Annotated in this window: 18 protein-coding genes; 6 read left to right on the forward strand and 12 right to left on the reverse strand. The window is 69.2% G+C overall.

Features of this window, described 5'->3' with window-relative positions; genetic code table 11:
* Nucleotides 1-450 precede the first annotated feature (450 nt).
* From QLQ12_RS32410 to QLQ12_RS32420, 3 genes are all read right to left on the reverse strand, one after another.
* Nucleotides 451-954, reverse strand: coding sequence for a DegT/DnrJ/EryC1/StrS family aminotransferase (locus QLQ12_RS32410; protein WP_282764346.1), 504 nt, complete (start codon nucleotides 952-954; stop codon nucleotides 451-453).
* Nucleotides 951-1,340, reverse strand: coding sequence for a sugar 3,4-ketoisomerase (locus QLQ12_RS32415; RefSeq protein ID WP_282764347.1), 390 nt, complete (start codon nucleotides 1,338-1,340; stop codon nucleotides 951-953). The genes QLQ12_RS32410 and QLQ12_RS32415 overlap by 4 nt, the downstream gene beginning before the upstream one ends.
* A 108-nt stretch (nucleotides 1,341-1,448) precedes the next feature.
* Nucleotides 1,449-2,222, reverse strand: coding sequence for a TetR/AcrR family transcriptional regulator (locus tag QLQ12_RS32420; RefSeq protein WP_282764349.1), 774 nt, complete (start codon nucleotides 2,220-2,222; stop codon nucleotides 1,449-1,451).
* 72 nt (nucleotides 2,223-2,294) lie between these two features.
* Here QLQ12_RS32420 and QLQ12_RS32425 point away from each other — a divergent pair, with 72 nt between their 5' ends.
* A complete protein-coding gene (locus QLQ12_RS32425) occupies nucleotides 2,295-3,923 on the forward strand; it encodes an MFS transporter (protein WP_282764350.1) in 1,629 nt (542 codons plus the stop codon).
* Nucleotides 3,910-5,586, forward strand: a complete 1,677-nt coding sequence (gene abc-f, locus QLQ12_RS32430; RefSeq protein ID WP_282764351.1) for a ribosomal protection-like ABC-F family protein — start codon at nucleotides 3,910-3,912, stop codon at nucleotides 5,584-5,586. The genes QLQ12_RS32425 and abc-f overlap by 14 nt, the downstream gene beginning before the upstream one ends.
* Before the next feature lie 89 nt (nucleotides 5,587-5,675).
* On the opposite strand, the gene QLQ12_RS32435 is transcribed toward abc-f, so the two are convergent.
* From QLQ12_RS32435 to QLQ12_RS32455, 5 genes are all read right to left on the reverse strand, one after another.
* Nucleotides 5,676-5,882 (reverse strand): hypothetical protein, encoded by a 207-nt coding sequence (locus tag QLQ12_RS32435; RefSeq protein ID WP_282764352.1) that lies wholly within the window; start codon nucleotides 5,880-5,882, stop codon nucleotides 5,676-5,678.
* Nucleotides 5,883-6,186: 304 nt separating this feature from the next.
* Nucleotides 6,187-6,912 (reverse strand): P-loop NTPase family protein, encoded by a 726-nt coding sequence (locus QLQ12_RS32440; protein WP_282764353.1) that lies wholly within the window; start codon nucleotides 6,910-6,912, stop codon nucleotides 6,187-6,189.
* Complete coding sequence (locus tag QLQ12_RS32445) at nucleotides 6,909-7,676, reverse strand: methylmalonyl-CoA mutase family protein (protein WP_282764354.1); 768 nt, start codon at nucleotides 7,674-7,676, stop codon at nucleotides 6,909-6,911. The genes QLQ12_RS32440 and QLQ12_RS32445 overlap by 4 nt, the downstream gene beginning before the upstream one ends.
* A 195-nt stretch (nucleotides 7,677-7,871) precedes the next feature.
* A complete protein-coding gene (locus tag QLQ12_RS32450; protein WP_282764356.1) occupies nucleotides 7,872-8,138 on the reverse strand; it encodes a hypothetical protein in 267 nt (88 codons plus the stop codon).
* 57 nt (nucleotides 8,139-8,195) lie between these two features.
* Nucleotides 8,196-8,399, reverse strand: coding sequence for a hypothetical protein (locus QLQ12_RS32455; protein WP_282764357.1), 204 nt, complete (start codon nucleotides 8,397-8,399; stop codon nucleotides 8,196-8,198).
* Here QLQ12_RS32455 and QLQ12_RS47190 point away from each other — a divergent pair.
* On the forward strand, nucleotides 8,386-8,496 hold the full coding sequence (locus QLQ12_RS47190) for a DUF5988 family protein (RefSeq protein WP_407651656.1): 111 nt from the start codon (nucleotides 8,386-8,388) through the stop codon (nucleotides 8,494-8,496). The two genes, QLQ12_RS32455 and QLQ12_RS47190, sit on opposite strands and share 14 nt — an antisense overlap.
* Nucleotides 8,497-8,549: 53 nt before the next feature.
* On the opposite strand, the gene QLQ12_RS32460 is transcribed toward QLQ12_RS47190, so the two are convergent.
* Nucleotides 8,550-9,377 carry a metallophosphoesterase family protein gene (locus QLQ12_RS32460; protein WP_282764359.1) on the reverse strand — a complete coding sequence of 276 codons (828 nt, stop codon included), beginning with the start codon at nucleotides 9,375-9,377 and terminating at the stop codon, nucleotides 8,550-8,552.
* 39 nt (nucleotides 9,378-9,416) lie between these two features.
* Complete coding sequence (locus QLQ12_RS32465) at nucleotides 9,417-10,001, reverse strand: TetR/AcrR family transcriptional regulator (RefSeq protein ID WP_282764360.1); 585 nt, start codon at nucleotides 9,999-10,001, stop codon at nucleotides 9,417-9,419.
* A gap of 247 nt (nucleotides 10,002-10,248) precedes the next feature.
* Between QLQ12_RS32465 and fxsT the strand changes: the two genes are divergently transcribed.
* The gene (gene fxsT / locus QLQ12_RS32470; protein ID WP_282764361.1) at nucleotides 10,249-13,632 is read left to right on the forward strand and encodes an FxSxx-COOH system tetratricopeptide repeat protein; all 3,384 of its coding nucleotides are present in this window, start codon (nucleotides 10,249-10,251) and stop codon (nucleotides 13,630-13,632) included.
* A gap of 59 nt (nucleotides 13,633-13,691) precedes the next feature.
* On the opposite strand, the gene QLQ12_RS32475 is transcribed toward fxsT, so the two are convergent.
* Entirely contained in the window at nucleotides 13,692-13,871 is a 180-nt protein-coding gene (locus QLQ12_RS32475; RefSeq protein WP_282764362.1) for a hypothetical protein, read from the reverse strand.
* Between the two features lie 39 nt (nucleotides 13,872-13,910).
* Here QLQ12_RS32475 and QLQ12_RS32480 point away from each other — a divergent pair, with 39 nt between their 5' ends.
* Nucleotides 13,911-15,179, forward strand: a complete 1,269-nt coding sequence (locus QLQ12_RS32480) for an effector-associated domain 2-containing protein (protein ID WP_282764364.1) — start codon at nucleotides 13,911-13,913, stop codon at nucleotides 15,177-15,179.
* On the opposite strand, the gene QLQ12_RS32485 is transcribed toward QLQ12_RS32480, so the two are convergent.
* On the reverse strand, nucleotides 15,123-16,949 hold the full coding sequence (locus QLQ12_RS32485; protein WP_282764365.1) for an HEXXH motif domain-containing protein: 1,827 nt from the start codon (nucleotides 16,947-16,949) through the stop codon (nucleotides 15,123-15,125). The genes QLQ12_RS32480 and QLQ12_RS32485 overlap by 57 nt on opposite strands.
* Before the next feature lie 124 nt (nucleotides 16,950-17,073).
* Here QLQ12_RS32485 and QLQ12_RS32490 point away from each other — a divergent pair, with 124 nt between their 5' ends.
* The gene (locus QLQ12_RS32490; RefSeq protein ID WP_282764366.1) at nucleotides 17,074-17,616 is read left to right on the forward strand and encodes a hypothetical protein; all 543 of its coding nucleotides are present in this window, start codon (nucleotides 17,074-17,076) and stop codon (nucleotides 17,614-17,616) included.
* The last annotated feature ends 9 nt before the right edge of the window (nucleotides 17,617-17,625 follow it).

Below are 17,625 nucleotides of genomic sequence, written 5' to 3' on the forward strand. Positions count from 1 at the left end.
AACCTCGTTTTGCAAACTCGAGGACATCCCATGGCGCGTCGATCGGACAACCCTAGCCGGGGCCCGGACCCCCTGCCCTGCGTCATGGGCTGGTGGCGGAGATCGTTCACGCCAGAAGTATCAGCAGTTCAGAGCGTATCTGGAAGCCCGCCGTCGACCGTGCTTCGCCCGAGCGTGACCGGTGCGTCCGGGCGCCGGCCGGCCCATCCTCCAAGCCGCCGCGCCCACCTCCTATTTGGCAAGTCTTAGCCCGCGTTTTTGCTCAGACTTGCCAAATCGTATTGACAACTTGCGACGGCTTCCGGTTACATCAGCCCCCACGACGCTCCAGTGGTGCATGTGGCGCGAACGCCGCAGCACCGTCGTCGCCGCTGCGTCCCGAGGTAGACGGGAATGTGATCTCGAAATGACATCTGCGCCGCCGCTACCCCCAGCGGTGATCGTGGACGGCTACTCCACCGGCAACTTCCTGCCGCGAGCCTGCGCGGCGTCCTCGATCACCAGCAGGCCGTGCCGGGCGGCGACCGCCTCGATCGGCGCCAGGTCGGCCGGGTGGCCGTAGAGGTGCACCGGCTGGACGGCCCGGGTGCGGCTGGTGACGGCCGCCCCCACCCCGGCCGGGTCCAGGTTGACGTCAGCGGGCCCGGGCTCCACCGGCACCGGCCGGGCCCCGGTGGCCGAGACCGACAGCCAGGTGGCGATGAAGGTGTGCGACGGCTCGATGACCTCGTCGCCGGGACCGATGCCGGCGGCGGTCAGCGTGAGCGCGTCCAGGCCGGTGCCGACGGTCACGCAGTGCCGGGCACCGTAGTGGCCGGCGAACTCGTCCTCGAACGCCTCGGTCTCCGGGCCGAGCGGGAAACAGCCGGAGTCCAGGACCCGGCGGTGCACGTCGTCGAGCTCTGCCCGCAGGTCGGCGTGGGCGGCGCGCAGATCGTAGAACGGGACGTTCACCGCAGCCTCCGGGCGGCCGCACGGAACTCGTCGAGATCGTGGTAGTAGTCGTTCGCGTCGTAGTGCTGCGAGGCCAGCACGAGGGTGACCGCGCCCGGGGAGAAGTTGACCAGGTCCCGCCACAGCATCGGCCCGATGTACAGGCCCCGGTCCGGGCGGTCCAGCAGGTACGACCAGCGCCGGTAACCGTCGTCGAGGCGCGCCTCCATCTGCCCGTGCACGGCCACGATGAGCTGTTGCAGCTCACGATGGCCGTGCGCGCCTCGGGCAGCCGTCGCCGGCACGTCGTACAGGTAGTAGATCCGCTCGATGGCGAAATCCACGTCCTCGCTGCCCTCGATCACCGAGAGCCGTCCGTCGGGGTTGGTGAAGGTCGTCAGGTCCATCAACCGGCACGGTGCGGTGGGTGGCCTGCGGTGGACTTGGGTTGTCGTGCCTACCAGCATGAACAACGATGGCGTCAGACGTGGTGCCCACGGCAACCCCTACCGGGCTTACCTGGGGGGCTCCGGGGCGGGGCGCGCGTTGCCCGCCACGAACACCTCGATGCCGTCCATCAGCCGGGCCAGCCCGAACTCGAACCACTCGTCCAGGTCGTTCTCACCGGTGCTCTCCGCCGCCACCTTGGCCAGCACCGGGAAGGCGCCGCTCTGCATGAGCGCCATCACCTGAGCGGTCTGGGCGGCCCACCACTGCTCGCGGGTGGAGCCGGTGTCGCGCTCGGCGCTGTTCTCGTTCACCAGCAGCAGGGCCGCTCCCTGCACGTACCCGGCGACCATCATCACGATCCAGGACATCTGCCGGACGCTGAGGCCGATCCCGTCGACCGCGCTGAGTGCCCAGTTGGTCGAGGCCAGCACGTTGGGCCCGAGCGGGGGCCGGGTGGTGGCCAGGATCTGCAGCGACCAGAGATGCCGTCGGTACAGCGCCCAATCAGTGCGCGCCGACCACTCCAGCCGGGCCCGCCATCCCTGCGGCGGCGGATCCGGGAACGCGGTCTGCCCGGTCACCGAGTCGACCATCAGGTCGATCAGCTCCTCCTTGCCCGGCACGTAGCGGTACAGCGACATCGCCCCCGAACCCAGCTCGGCCGCGACCCGCCGCATCGACAACCCTTCCAGCCCCTCGGCGTCGGCGATCCGTATGCCGGCCTCCACGATCCGGTCGATCGAGAGGCCCGGCCTGTTGCGCCGCTCCCTGCCGCGTTCGGCCCAGAGCAGGTCAAGACCGTTCTTCGTACGCGAGTCAGTGCCGCCGTTGGTTGACATTTGTTCTCCAATCGTCAGTGGGGTACGGTGTACGCGTTGCGTACAGCGTACCCATCAAGGAGTTGATTTTCTATGAACGCCCCCGTAGTCAAAGCCGGCCGACGAGAGTGGCTCGGCCTGATCGCCCTGGTCCTCCCGACGCTTCTGGTGTCGATGGACATCTCGGTCTTCTTCTTCGCGCTGCCGGCACTGACCGAGGATCTCGCGCCCAGCGGCACGGAGCTGCTATGGATCATGGACGTCTACGGCTTCCTGTTAGCTGGTCTCCTCGTCACCATGGGCGCCCTCGGTGACCGCATCGGCCGGAGAAAGTTGTTGCTGATCGGGGCCGTGCTCTTCGGCGTCGCCTCGACAGCGGCAGCGTACGCCGACGACGCCGCCGTCCTGATCCTGGCTCGCGCGGCGATGGGCATCGGCGGCGCCACTCTCGCGCCGTCCACCCTGGCCCTGATCCGCAACATGTTCCACGACGAAAAGGAGCGCACCACCGCCATCGGCGTCTGGACCGCCGGCTTCGCGGGTGGTGGCGTGCTCGGCCCCATCATCGGCGGCCTGCTGCTGGAGAACTTCTGGTGGGGCGCGGTCTTCCTGATCAACATCCCGGTGATGGTGCTGCTGCTCGCGGTCGCCCCGATCCTGCTGCCGGAGTACCGCAATCCCGACCCGGGCCGTTTCGACCTGCTCAGCTCGGTCCTCGCTCTCGCGTCCATCCTGTCGATCATCTACGGCGTCAAGGAGATCGCCGGGCACGGTGCCGGCATCGGTGCGGCCGCCGCGATCGTCGCCGGCCTGCTGATCGGGTTCCTGTTCGTGCGGCGGCAGGTCGGTGAGCACGCCATGCTCGATGTCCGGCTGTTCCGTAACCCGGCGTTCAGCGCCTCGCTCGGCGCGAACACGCTCGTCATGTTCGTGATGCTCGGCACCGCGCTGTTCATGTCGCAGTACCTGCAGCTGGTCAAGGGCCTGGAGCCGTTCACCGCGGCGCTGTGGTCGCTGCCCGCGGTGGTCGCCACCATGGTCGGCGTCGGGATCGCCTCGTCGCTGGTCGCCGCGGTGCGCCCGGCCTACATCGTCGCGGCGGGCCTGGTCCTGGCGGCGGTCGGCTTCGGTGTGATCACCCAGGTCGAGGCCGGTTCGGCGCTGTGGCTCATCCTGACCGGCAGCGCGGTGATGTCCGTCGGCGTCGGCATGGTGTCGACTCTCGGCACCGACCTGGTCGTCACCACGGCCCCGCCGGAGCGTGCCGGAGCCGCCTCGGCGCTGTCCGAGACCGGCAACGAGCTCGGTGGCGCCCTGGGAATCGCGGTCCTCGGCAGCATCGGCGCCGCCGTCTACCGCTCGCAGATGGACGGCCTGCCCGCCACCGACGGGGTTCCGGCACAGGTGGCGGACGCCGCCGGGGAGACGCTTCCGGGCGCGGTGGCGGTCCTCGGTTCGCTGCCGGGCGAGGCCGGCGCGGCCCTGCTCGACAACGCGTTCGCGTCCTTCACCCACGGCCTGCAGGCGGTCGCGGCCACCGGCACGGTGATCCTGCTGCTGGCCGCGGTGCTGGTCGGCTACCTGCTGCGCAACGTCGCGCCGAAGAACAACGGCGCCACGGAGAACGACGAGTCCCCGGTCACCGACCAGTCCCGCGAGGCGGACGGGCAACTCCGCCTCGTAGGCAGCGAAACGAGGGAGACCCTCCATGCGGACCGATGAGTTGACCAGCCCCGTGTCCACCCCGAGCTATGGCAGGGTGTTCCAGCTGACGGCCAAGGACGTGGTCCGGGCCCCGGGCGGCAGCCTGCTGCTCGACGGCGTGACCCTGTCCGTGGCGGCCGATGAGAAGATCGGCATCGTCGGCGAGAACGGCTCCGGCAAGTCCACCCTGCTGCGCATGCTGGCCGGCGTCGAGGCGCCGGACAGCGGCGAGATCACCGTGCAGGCGCCGGGCGGCGTCGGTTATCTCGGGCAGGTGCCCGACCTCCCGGCGGACGGCGACGTGCAGGGCGCCATCGATCACGCGCTGAAGGAGTTGCGGGACCTCGAGACGGCGATCAACGACGCCGCGACGCGGATGGCCACGGCCACCGGCGACGAGCTCGAGGACCTGCTGACGGCGTACGGCCAGATGCTGGAACGGTTCGAGGCACGCGACGGTTACGCCGCGGACGCCCGGGTGGACGCCGCGGTGCACGGGCTCGGGCTCGCGGCGATCCCCCGGGACCGTCCGATCGCGTCGCTCTCCGGCGGGGAGCAGGCGCGGCTCGCGCTCGCCTGCGTCCTCGCCTCCTCGCCCGAGCTGCTGCTGCTCGACGAGCCGACCAACCACCTGGACGTGGCCGCGCTGACGTGGCTGGAGAAACGTCTGCGGGAGCATCCGGGCACGGTCCTGGTGGTCTCGCACGACCGGGTGTTCCTGGAGCGGACCGCCACGGCGCTGCTGGAGGTCGACGGCGATCGGAAGACGGTCGCCCGGCACGGCGGCGGCTACGCCGGCTACCTGCGCCGGCGGGCCGCCGAGCGGCTGGCCTGGGAGCAGGAGTACCGGGCCTGGTGCGAGGAGGTCAAGCGGCAGGAGGAACTGGCCGCGACGGTGAACGCGCGGCTGGCCGAGGGGCCCCGCCCGGATGCCGAGCGTGGCCAGCGCCACCAGCGCAACGTGGAGAAGCAGATCTCCAGCCGGGTCCGCAACGCCGGTGAGCGGCTCAACCGCCTGCACGCCGAGGCGGTTCTGCCGCCGCCGCAGCCGCTGCGGTTCACCGGCCGGGCGGCCACGGCCACGTCGGCGAAGTCGGCGGTGCTGATCGAGGCCGAGGGTGTCGAGGTTCGGGGCCGGCTGGAGATCGACCGGCTGACCCTGAAACCGGGCACCCGCCTGCTGATCACCGGGGCCAACGGCGCCGGGAAGAGCACGCTGCTGCGGGTTCTCGCCGGTGACCTGCGCCCGGACCGGGGGACCGTCCGCCGGCACGGCTCGAGGATCGGCTGGCTGCCGCAGGAACTGGCCGAGGCCCGGCCCGGGCAGACCCTGCTCGGGGCGTTCGCGGCGTCGATGCCGGGCCCGGCGGCGGAGCACCGGGAGGCGCTGCTGTCACTGGGGCTGTTCCGGCCGGAGGACCTGGACACCCCGGCGGCCGGTCTCTCGATCGGGCAGCGTCGCCGGCTCGCGCTGGCCCGCCTGCTGCGCATGCCGGCGGACGTGCTGCTGCTCGACGAGCCGACGAACCACCTGTCGCCCGGCCTGGTCGAGGACCTGGAAGTGGCCCTCGCCGAGTACCAGGGCGCGCTGGTGATCGTTTCGCACGACCGGATGATGAACGAGCGGTTCACCGGGGACCGTGCCGAGATGCATGGGGGACGGTTCACCGCCCCCCGCTGATATCGGGCGCCGTCTCCCCCCGTCGGCTCTCGATACGGAAATGGCCCCCCACCCGGAGCGGGTGGGGGCCATTTCCAGTCATTCATTGATCAATCGGCGGAGGCGTCCTCGTTGGAATCCTCCTTCGATTTCTTGGAGCCGCGGAGACGCTTTGCCATCATCTCGGCAATGATTTGCTGACGTCGTTTGGCCTCGTCTTGCCGAGTCATTCGGCCTTCCAGGGAAGCGCTGTGCGCGCCTCGGCCCGACTTCGCTTTCGGCAGCTGTCCGGCGTATTCACCGCGTCGCTTGTTCATGGTTGTCTTCCGTCCCGTCGGAATCTTTCGGGCAGCCAATGAAAGCCCAGCTCAGGGGCGGTTGGCGGAGGTCTGGACGACGCATCGGCCACAGGGCCGTGGCCATGCCCGGTAATGGTGCCATGCTACCTCGTCCACTGTGTATGAAGATAGCCGAGTACGCTGTTTTTCGAACCTTCACGAAGTAGCCTCCGAGGGTTCCACAGGGGCGGTCGTGGATCATGCCGGAAGGCCATTAACGGAAAGCGCGGAAGGCGGTTCCCTCCCTCCTGGAAGCGATCATCGTGCGGCCGGGCTCGGGCGTTCAGAACGATTCCCCGAGGAAAGCGCCGATCATTTCGTCAGCGGCCGGGCCGGGCGTCAGCCGACCCGCGCCGACCTCGTCCGCGAGACGATCGGTTAGGCGGCGCACGCGCGGGTCGGACTCGAACCGCTCGACGATCCGGGCCCGGGCCAGCGCCCACATCCAGTCCACCTGCTGGCGGCTGCGGCGCGCCGCACCGGCGCCGTCACCCGGCTTGCCGCCGTGCTCGACGGTCCGCTTCCACAGCGCGTCCAGCCCGCTGTGCTCGCGGGCGCCGCACGTCAGCACCGGCGCGGGCCGGTGGCCGGCCGGTGCGATCTCGGACTGCCCGACACCGACCGTCTCCACCAGCACCACGTCGTAGCCCGCCGCCTCCAGCACGACGATCGCCTCCCGCGCGGCGCGGGTCACCCCACCCAGCGTTCCGGTCGTCGGCGAAGGCCGGACGAACGCCGCCGGATCGGCGGACAGACGCGACATCCGGGTACGGTCACCGAGCACGCCGCCACCGGTCCGCGCCGACGACGGGTCCACCGCCAGCACCGCCACCCGGTGACCGGCCGCGGTCAGATCCGAGCCGAGGGCGTCGATCAGCGTCGACTTGCCGGCGCCCGGCACACCGCTGACACCGACCCGGCGGGCCGCACCCGCGTGCGGCTGGAGCGCGGCCACCAGACGGCGGGCCGCCGGGCGGTGATCCGGGTGCGCCGACTCCACCAGGGTCACCGCCCGGCCGATCCAGGAGCGTTCGCCGCGTGGTCCCGGCCTCCGCCTGGGAAGCCGCGGACCAGTTTCGCCCACAGCAGCCGGGCCGCGCGCAGCTTGGCGACCTCCATGAAGAAGTCGGCGCCGGTGGCCCAGAAGAACGAGAGCCGGGGTACGAACGCGTCGACGTCAAGCCCCGCCGCCAGCCCGGCCCGGATGTACTCCAGGCCGTTCGCCAGCGTGTAGGCCAGTTCGAGATCGGCGGTCGCCCCCGATTCGTGCATGTGATAGCCGGAGACCGAGATCGAGTTGAACTTCGGCATCCGGGCCGCCGTGAAGGCGAAGACGTCGGAGATGATCCGCATCGACGGTTCCGGCGGATAGATGTAGGTGCTGCGGACCATGAACTCCTTGAGGATGTCGTTCTGGATAGTGCCGCCCAGCTTCTCCGGCGCCACCCCCTGCTCCCCGGCGGCGACGATGTAGAGCGCCAGAATCGGCAGCACCGCCCCGTTCATGGTCATCGAGACGCTCATCCGGTCCAGCGGGACGCCCTCGAACAACTGGGGCATGTCGAGAATGGAGTCGATGGCGATGCCGGCCATGCCGACGTCACCGGTCACCCACGGATGATCGCTGTCGTAACCGCGATGGGTGGGCAGGTCGAACGCCACCGACAGACCGTTCTGACCGGCCGCCAGATTGCGCCGGTAGAAGGCGTTGGACTGCTCGGCGGTGGAGAAGCCGGCGTACTGCCGGACCGTCCACGGCTGGGTGATGTACATGGCCGGACAGGGGCCGCGCAGGAACGGCGCGACGCCCGGCAAGGTCTCCGGGAAACCCCCAGGCCGGCCACGTCGTGCTCGTCGTAGCGGCCCTTGACGACGATGCCCTCCGGGGTCCGCCGCGGCGCCGGCCCCGGAAGGCCGGCCTGCTCGGGCCGCCGGAACGCGACGTCGGCGAACGAGGGAACAGGCGGTTCAGCCATCAGCCAACCCCAGATCCTGATAGGTCTTGTGCAGGACGTCGAGCGCGTCGCAGCCGGCCCGCAGCAGCCCGTCCGTGCCGGCTGAGAAACTTCCGGCCAGCCAGATCCGGGCGGCGCCGGCGGCTCGCAGCGCCGCCGTGACCGCGGTCGCGTGCTGCTCGTACAACATGTCGCTGGAGGTCAGGCAGACGCTGCGGCAGCCGGACCCGGCGAACGCCGCCGCGATCTCACCGGAGTCCACACTGGTCCCGCTGGTCACCGTCGCGATGCCGCCGGCGGCGAACAGATTCTGCGCGAAAGCGGCCCGGGCCGCGTGCTAGGCGACCGGGCCCAGCGTCGCCAGGAACACCGCCGGCCGGGATCCGGTGGCGGCCAGCACCTCGTCCGACCGGTCACGTAACTCCTCGTACGCCTGGGCGTACCGCCGTCGAGGCAGGCCGCCGCCGGGCACGGGCGGGCCGGCGGACTTCCCGCCGGAGCTGCGCATCCACCACGTCAGCGGCGACGTGCGGAAGGTCAAGGTGCCGTACTACGGCGGCTACGAGCATGTCGAGCCCCTCGATCCCGCCGTTCCGGATGTCTTCCCGTGGACGGGGCGCACCCGCGTCGCGGAGTGACCTCGAGAGACCGGCCGGCGGGGCCCGGCGCGCCCGGGCGCCGGAGCCCCGCCTCAGCCCCCGAGAATCCGGCGCATCGGGTTCGGCTCGCCGCCCCGCCGGCCCCACTCCCGCGGATAACCCAGCGACACCTCCTCGAAGCGCACCCCGTCGTACTCGGTGGTGCGAGGAATGTGCAGGTGGCCGTAGACGGCGACGGCGGCACGGAACCGGACGTGCCAGTCGGCGGTGCGCTCCGTCCCGCACCACTGGGCGAACTCGGGGTACCACAGCACGTCGGTCGGCTGCCGCACCAGCGGCCAGTGGCTGACCAGGACGGTCGGGACATCCGGGTCGATCTGCGCCAGCCGCCGTTCGCACTCGGCGATCCGGTTCCAGCACCACGACTCCCGGTCCGGGTACGGGTCCGGGTGCAGCAGCATCTCGTCACTGCACACCACCCCGGCGGCGTAGGCCTTGCGCAGCGACTCGGCCTTGTCCCGAGTCCCCGGAGCCCGGAACGAGTAGTCGTACAGCTGGAAGAGCGGAGCGACCGTGACCGGACCGCCCTCGCCCTCCCAGCGCGCGAAGGGATCCTCCGGCGTCAGCACGCCGATGTCCCGGCACATCGTCACCAGCGTGCGGTAGCGGGCCTCGCCGCGCAGCGTCATCGGGTCGGACGGGTGGGTCCACAGCTCGTGGTTGCCCGGCGTCCAGATCACCGTGCGGAACCGGTCGCGCAGCGCTCGCAGCGTCGCCTCCACCTCCGCGAAGATCTCGCCGACGTCACCGGCGACGATCAGCCAGTCCTGCTCGGACTGCGGTCGCAGGCGGTCGACGACGCGGCGATTCTCCGGGTACGAGACGTGCAGGTCACTGACCGCGAACAGAGATGCCCCCATCGTGCTGATCCTGCCACGCTCGACAATGGATCGGCGGGGTCACCGGCCGGCCGGCGTGACGGCGGTCATCACCAGCTTGGCGAGAGCGTCGGCGTAGGACTCGGTGAACGGGCTGGTCCGCAGCAGCCAGCGGTGATACACCGGCCCGAACACCAGCTCCACCACCTGATCCAGCGGCGCGTCGGCGCGCACCTGACCGGCCGCCCGCGCCGCTTCGAGCCGGGCCCGGACCCCTTCCAGCCGGGGACGCAGCAGCCGGTCACGGACCTCACCGGCCAGCTCGTCGTCGACGAGAATCTCGACGGTCAGCGTGCGGGTGACGGCGGAGGCGCCCGTGTCGGCGAACTCGGCGACCGTGGCCCGGACCACCCCGCGCAGGTCGGCACGCAGGTCGCCGGTGTCGGGCAGGGCGGTCGCCTCGGGCAGGTGCTCGGCGATAGCCTCCAGCACCACCGCACCCTTGCCCCGCCACCAGCGATAGATCGTCTGCTTGCCCACGCCGGCCCGGGCGGCGATCGACTCGATGGTGAGACCGGCGTAGCCGCTCTCGGTCAGAAGCTCCTGGGTCGCGGCCAGGATGGCACGGCGCGAGCGCTCGCTGCGGCGGGCGGGCTGGGGCGGCACGCCGTGATCCTATATCGATACGCAACGTTGCTCACCCGACGGCGACGGCGCCCAGGATTGAGCCGGCGCAGGCCGGCGCAACCTCCGCCTGTCCCCCCCCAGCGCCGCCGACCGAGAGCGCGGGGACGGTCCGCGAAAGGCTGGTTGGCCGATGCGCGGCGTTCCTTTCGTGCTCGGGCGGGTGCATGATGGATAAAGTCCGCGTCAATGTCTGATCATGGTTCGATTTCGACGATGGGGGAGATCGGTGCCGCGGGGTTCGATCAAGAAAGATCCTGCCACCGAACTGAGGGATGCGCTGATAACGGCGTTGATGGACATTCCCTTTATGAGCGCCGTGGCGGACCGGCGCCTCCTTCTGCAGTTGATTCGCGGTGCGGTCGACGGTTTTCCGGACGTGCCGGAGAACCATGAGGTCAGACTGCATGTCGTCCAGATCGTTCTGACCTGCCTCGAGCAGCGCGGAGGTCTGCGTGCCCTCAGCGACGCCCTCCGGACGATGGCTCCGGACGCACGGGGGAGTAAGCGGATCGTCCAGTTGATCAGGGCGGCATCCCTCCAAAGCCTGATGCCGGAGGCTGAGATTCGTCGGATTCACGACCTGCTGAGCCGAGCCGAGTCCGAGACGGACCATCTGGACTCGGGGTGGTGGCGTCACGGTCTTGCACAGGACGTGATTGATCCACCAGTGCGAACCGGCTCGCTCTGTGCCGCGTTCGACCACCTCAGCGCCCGGTCTGCTCGGCAGGAAGACGTGCCGTCGGCACTGCTGCTGGTGCGCCATGTGGCCCGTTCGACGACCGGTCCGCTCCAGGTTGAGCTAGACCATTGGGCGGCCGGTTTGGCGGAACGCCTAGAACTGGACGACTCGCTCGGACTAAGGTCGGTCCCCTCGGATGCCGGACAAAACCCGCCAGCCAGCTCCGATGCCAGGCCCGATCTGCAGGAATCCTCAACAGAGGCGCCTCAGTACCCGGTGCAAGACTCCGACGCCAGAGCTGATACCGTTCGGGTCATATCGGATAATACAGATTTTACGGACATTGTCGAGGCGATTGACATAATGAGGGCGGACCCTGACAGCGACGCGAGCCCCTTAGGAGATGCGATGCCTCCCGTCGCCCCGCCGAAGCCGACGGAGTCGCTCCCCAAGGTCTGGGGCGACGTCCCGCAGCGCAACCCGAACTTCACCGGGCGTGAGGCGCTGCTCCAAGACGTGCACGAGAAGCTGTCTCGGACGCATCAGACCGCGGTGCTGCCCCAAGCGCTGCACGGCATGGGCGGGGTCGGAAAATCGCAGGTCGCGATCGAGTACGTCCACCGTCACAGCGCTAAATACGACCTCATCTGGTGGATCCCGGCGGAGCAGGAAAGCCAGATCCTGACGTCTCTCACCCAACTGGCGCTCCGCTTGAAACTGGACGTGAGCCCGGAGGCCAACACGGCGGTGCCGGCGGTGCGAGAGGCCTTGAGCACGGGCGCCACCGGCTATCGCAACTGGCTCCTCATCTTCGACAACGCCGAGGCGCCGCGGGACGTGATGAAGCACTTCCCGACCGGTGGCGCGGGCAAGGTCCTGGTGACGTCCCGCGATCTCGACTGGTCGCGCGTCACCCGCTCCACCGAGGTCGACATTTTCACCCGTGAGGAGAGCAAGGCCTTCCTGTCGAGCCGGAACCCGGAGCTCTCCGGCGAGGACGCGGAGCGGCTGGCCGAGGCGCTCGGAGACCTGCCGCTCGCCATCGAGCAGGCCGCGGCCTGGCGGACTGCCACGGGCATGCCTGTCGGTGAATATCTCGCGCTGCTGGAAGAGAAGCGGATCGAGGTGCTCGACGCGTCGCCCTCGCCGGACTACCCGTCCTCGGTGGCCGCGGCTTTCGCCCTCTCGCTGGAGAAGCTCGCGGCCGTGAACCCGGCCGCTCTGCAATTGCTGCAGATCTGCTCGTTCTTCGCGCCCGAGCCGATTTCGCGAGATCTCTTCGCGGGTTCGCCGGTCGCGCCGATCACCGCGGAGCTGGACGCCACCCTGAGCGACAACTTCCGGGTCAGCCGCGCGATCCGCGACATCCAGCGGTACGCCCTTGCCAAGATCGACCACGCCCGGAACGCCCTGCAGATCCACCGGCTCGTCCAGGCTGTCCTCATCGGACGGATGTCGCCGGACGAGCGTGCCGTAATGCGCCGCGGCGCCCACACCCTGCTGGCGAACAACAAGCCGAGCAACCCGAGCCGGCGCGCCGACTGGCGGCTCTATCAGGCACTGCAGCCCCACGTGGCCGTGTCCCGGGCGGTTGAGTCACCTGACCCGCGCGTGCAGCAGTTGGTCGACGGGGTCGTCCAGTTCCTGTATTACTGGGGCGATCACGCCGGAAGCGAAGCCCTCGCCGAGGAAGCGCTGGAGTGGTGGCGCAAGACCAACGGCCCGGCCGCTCCGCAGACTCTGAAGATGGCGAAGTGGCTCGGTTTCACGCGGTGGAAGAATGGAAAATACGCGCAGGCTCGCGAGCTCAACAAGCAGACCCTGGCCCTCTACGAGGAGCACTTCGGCGAGCAGGAGGAAGGCACCATCGACTCGATGTCGATGGTGTCGAACGACCTGCGTACGAGCGGCGATTTCAAAGCCTCCCGAGATCTTGACGCGAGGGTTCTCGCCGCCGCCAAGCGCGAATTCGGTGAGGACGACCCCGATACGTTGAACTTCGCCCACAACCTGGGTGTGAGCCTGCGGTTCACCGGTGAGTTCGAACGTGCGGCGGAGCTGGACGCCGACACTCTCCGGCGTCGCGAGGTGGTTCTCGGCATCGACCACGAGGCCACCTTCAACACCCACGCCGCCCTGTTGATCGACCTCCGGGAGAACGGCGCGTTCCTCGAGACGGCCCACCGTTTCGAGGCCCTGTACCGCCGTATCCTGGCCACCTTCGATCAGGACGCTCCGGCGACGCTGCAGGCCGCACGGTATCTCGCCATCTCACTGCGTAAGGCCGGCGATCACAAACGAGCCATGCGGCTGGCCGCGGACACGCTCGAACGTTATCGTCGGCGCTACGACGAGGATTTCCCCGACACCATCGCCACCGCGGTCAACTACGCCATCGACCTCCGGCAGGCGGGCGAACTCGACGCCGCGATGGACCTCGCCACGGCCACCTTCGAGCGGTATCAGCGCATGTTCGGTCCACGCCACGTGTACACGGTCAGCGCGCGCACCAATCTCGCCATCGTCATTCGTCTCAGCGGCGACGCCGAAACCGCTTTCGAGCACGACAGCGAGGCATGGCAGGTTCTGGAGGACACGCTAGACGTGGACCATCCGGTAACCCTGACCTGTGCGACCAACCTGGCCAGCGATCTCTATGCTCTCGGCCGGATCCGGGAGGCGTACGAACGGGACACCGACACGCTGACCCGTTCGGAGCGAGTGCTGGGAAGGGACCACCCCTCGACGCTCGCCGTCGGGATCAACCTAGGGTTGGATCTCCGCGCCCTGGACCGAAGCAACGAGGGCAACAGGATCCTGGCTGACACGATGTCACGGCTTCGGTCCAAGCTCGGTGAGCAGCATCCCGCCACCCTCAACGCTTTACGGAGCATCCGGGCGGACTGCGACGTCGACCCGATGCCGCTCTGAGAGGTGATCCGGCTCTGAGGGGCCGGGCCTCGACCGGACTGATCCTCGGGCTGTCCGACTCAGTCGACGCGCCCGGGAGGTCCCGTGCCACCCAGGTTGGAGCGTGGTCGGTCCACCTGGGCGAGCAGGCGTTCCACGGAATCTTCCAGGGCGGCATGGTCGCACCGGTACAACGTCGCCAGGGAGACCTCGGAAAGATCGATCAGATCGGTCTCGACATCGGCCGGAGAGAGATCCACTGGGCGATTCCTCCTTGATTCCGAGCGCCGGGCAGAAATATGCCACCGTCACTATCTCATACGGAAGCCGAATCGCTCGCAAGGAGTCTGACCGCCTGTACTTCGTGCTGGCCGCGTGTCAGTCTGACCGACGTGGTCATTCGCACCGGGAAATCATCGGGCATCACCGGGCCGAAACGAGAAGATCCGTCGCAGGTCGGTATCGGGATCATCACGGCTATCACGATCGAGACCCTCGCGCTTCAGCATGTGTTGGACGACGTCGCCGCGGTTCGATTTCCGGGGGACTCTCACCCGTACCATCTCGGAACGCTGCCGAGCCTCAACCCCGATGACCCGCATGTGATCGTTGTCGCCCAGCAGACCGGTGACGGCACCAGGGACGCGGCATGGCTCTGCGGCCATATGCCACACACTTTCCAGGGTCTCGGCGCCTTCGTGATGTGTGGCATCGCGGCCGGCGTTCCCTCGGCCGACTCCGCCCGGAACGTCGCGCTCGGCGATGTCGTCGTGGCCACCGAGGTCATCGACTATCGGCACGAACGTCGCGTCGATGGAAACAGCGTCCTTCGCGGGGCCGTCCAACCGCCCGGGGCGGTGTGGATGAACGCCGACCACGAGGTGGAGGCCGACGAGATGCGGGGCCGGCCACCGTGGCTGCCGACGCTGGAGGCTGCCGGTGAAATGTTCCGGGCACCCACACCGAGCGGCGGGCCGCGCGTCCACCGTGGTCGGGTGGGCAGCGCGGATCTGCTCCTGCGCGACCGGGTGTTCCGCGACGGTCTGGCCCGTGAGCATCGGCTCCTGGCCTTCGAGATGGAAGGCGCCGGATTGGCGATCGGATCACACCTCGGCGGCCGTCCGTGGTACATGGTCCGTGGTGTCGCCGACCACGGCGACGATGCGACGAAGAACGACCTCTGGCATCCGTACGCGTCGCTGGCGGCCGCCGCTTATCTGCGTGCCGTCCTCGCCCGGTGCGAGCCGTTCGGCCCCCGCCGGGAGCGCATCCACGCGGAAGGTCTGGACCCGTTGAACGCGATCGCGGACGTCCTCGCCGAGCTGCCGGTCATGCGGGACGAAGTACACCGCCGGGCCGTGCTGGATCAGCTGCCCGCGGCGATCCGGGTGCAAGTCCCGGAGAACTCGCTGGGCCGCCTGCACATCATTCAGACGGTCAACACGCTCCAGCGCTATCCCGAGGGCCTTGACATCCTCCTCTCGGCGCTGAGGCTGACCCTGGGGGCGAGTTCACCGGACTTCGTCGAGGTCGAACGCATCCTCCGTGCCAACTGGCGCGGCCAGTGAGGGCACGAGAACGCTGAGCCGGCGGGACACAGCGACCGGATCGGCCTCGATCCGCTCGTCCCGGAGCGCCGCGCAGACCGCGTGAACCCACTCGGGGCGCGAGCGCAGCGGCTCCTCCGTGATGGCCAGGCTCAGGCCCGCCCATGCGTGCGGATCGCCGGGAGCGGTGGCGATGGCGTGCCGGTAGCCCTCGCCGGCCGCCTCCCGATCCCCGGACAGCAATGCCAGGTCCGAGGCCGCGTCGGCGGACCGGCCGGTGCGCCCGACCAGGTGATCGCGGGCCAGTTGCTGCCACACCAGCGACCACCGGACGGTCGCCGAGGCCGGCACGACGGCGGCGGACAGCGGTCCCCGGTCGGCGTTCTCGTCGGCCTGCCAGGCCGCGGCCAGCGACCGCACCTGGTCGGCGTCCGGATGTACGTGCCGCAGCCGCCACTCGGCCCGGTGCGAGGCGCAGACGATCGAGGCGGACTCGGTGGCCACCGGTTCCACCAGCTCGTCTCGCCATGAGTGCACCCGGTCCGAGAGGCCGGCGACGAGTTGCCGGCCGACGGCTGTCAGGCCTTCCGCGGCGCGGAGGGTGGACAGCACTTCGCGTACCTGCTCGCGGGCGTACGCGAACTCGAAGTCGGCGATTCGCCGATAGAGTCCGTCAACTCCATACCGGTATACACGCCAGAAATCGGATATGCCGAAGAAGGCATATACGCCTTGGATCAAGCCTCCCAGAGGCCGAGGATCCTCGCGCCACGGCGCATGATGGACCGCCTCGCCCTCCTCGGAGATCAACGGCAGCAGGTGAAGCAAGCCCCCGAGCTTGATGTGCTGGAACTCGTGCACCAGCGACACGGCGAGGTCGATCTCGTCGACCGGCGGCGAGATCATCATGCTCGCGAACGCCTCGCCGGTGGAAGCGCTGCGGGTGGTGCCGAACTCGTCGGGTGGGAGCGGGACGATACTGACGACACCGGCGGCGAACGCCCGCGCGTTCTCGGGCTGGTTGCGGCACAGAACCGCCCACGCGCCTTCCAGCAGCGTCTGCCAACGGGCCAGCGCGGCGGCGTCGAGCCGGTCGGGTGGGACCGGGTCGGCCAGCTCGCGGAACGGATCGATGTCGTCCAGGTAGACGGACAGAGCGGGATCGCCGCCGACGTGCAGTCGGCGCAGCGGCCACCAACCGTCCGCCTCCGCCGAGGGGTCCGCCGGCACGAGGACCGTACGATCGCCCAGGCGAAGGCTGATCTCGCCGAAGGTGCACCAAGCTTGCGCTACCGAGGCGCCGCGACGATCACCGAGATCTGCCATGCCGAGGGTCGGCAGCATCACCTTCCCGTCTCGGACCGGCACCGACGTACGCCAGGAGATCTTCGCCCGGGCCATCGCGATCAGGGCGATCGCGTGCAGGGCCCCGGCGTCGACCCACGGTTCCTCGCCGGAGGACGCCCGGCCCCGCTTGCGTCGCAACATGTACGCGCCCCACGAACCCACCTGGGGATGAAGGAGCAGCGCCGCAACGGCCTCGGGCGCCGCCTCGTCCGCCGCCGCCCAGGCCGCCCAGGCCGTGGCCGCCGAGGGCAGCGGCCCCATGTCCGCCGGATCGTCCAGAGTCCTGCGCAAGGTGTCGAGCAGTAGCAGCCGCCGACTGCGCTGAGCTGTCCAGAGCGTCCGTATCGTCGCGCCGCCACCACCACCGGAGCACAGCTCGGCGAGCTGATCCGCCGGAATGTGATGCTTGGAGAAGACCTGGCCGTCACGGACACCGTGTATCACGCAAACCTCCGGTCTGTTGGCGACGATCGGCGCACATCGTGATCGTACGCATACTCCCCGATGAGCATCGTGGACGATATTTTGCACAATGAAGCCCGGTGTTCCTCTTGACAGTGGAGGCTCTGTGGCCAAGGACGACTCGCGGATCAGCGCACTGCTGACCGTCGAATACGAGCGGCTCAAGGAGGAACAGAAAGTCCGGATCGGCATGCGTGACAACCTGATCTACGTGACGCTGGCCTCGATGGCGGCCGTCATCGCCGCGATGATCCAGGCCGGCGGGCGACCCGGTTACCTGCTCCTGCTGCCGCCGGTCACCTTTCTGCTGGGATGGACCTACCTGGCCAATGACCAGAAGATCTCCGACATCGGCCGCTACATCCGAGAGCAGCTCGGCCCCCGGCTCACCACGCTGGCCGGAGATGACGTCTCCGTCTTCGGCTGGGAGACGGCCCACCGCGCCGGGCCCGGCCGGGCCCGGCGCAAGCTGACTCAGCTCCTGGTCGACCTGATGGCGTTCTGCCTGGCTCCGCTGGTCGGCGTGATCGCCGCCTGGATCAACGGCGAACTGCCCCGGTTGCTGTTCGCGGTGTCTGTCGTGGAGGTCGCCCTGCTCGCGCTGCTGGCGGCGAGCATCGTCCGCGAGGTGGAACTGAAGGGCCGCTGACCGCAGCCA

The organism is Actinoplanes sandaracinus (assembly GCF_030009775.1).
GTDB lineage: Bacteria > Actinomycetota > Actinomycetes > Mycobacteriales > Micromonosporaceae > Actinoplanes > Actinoplanes sandaracinus.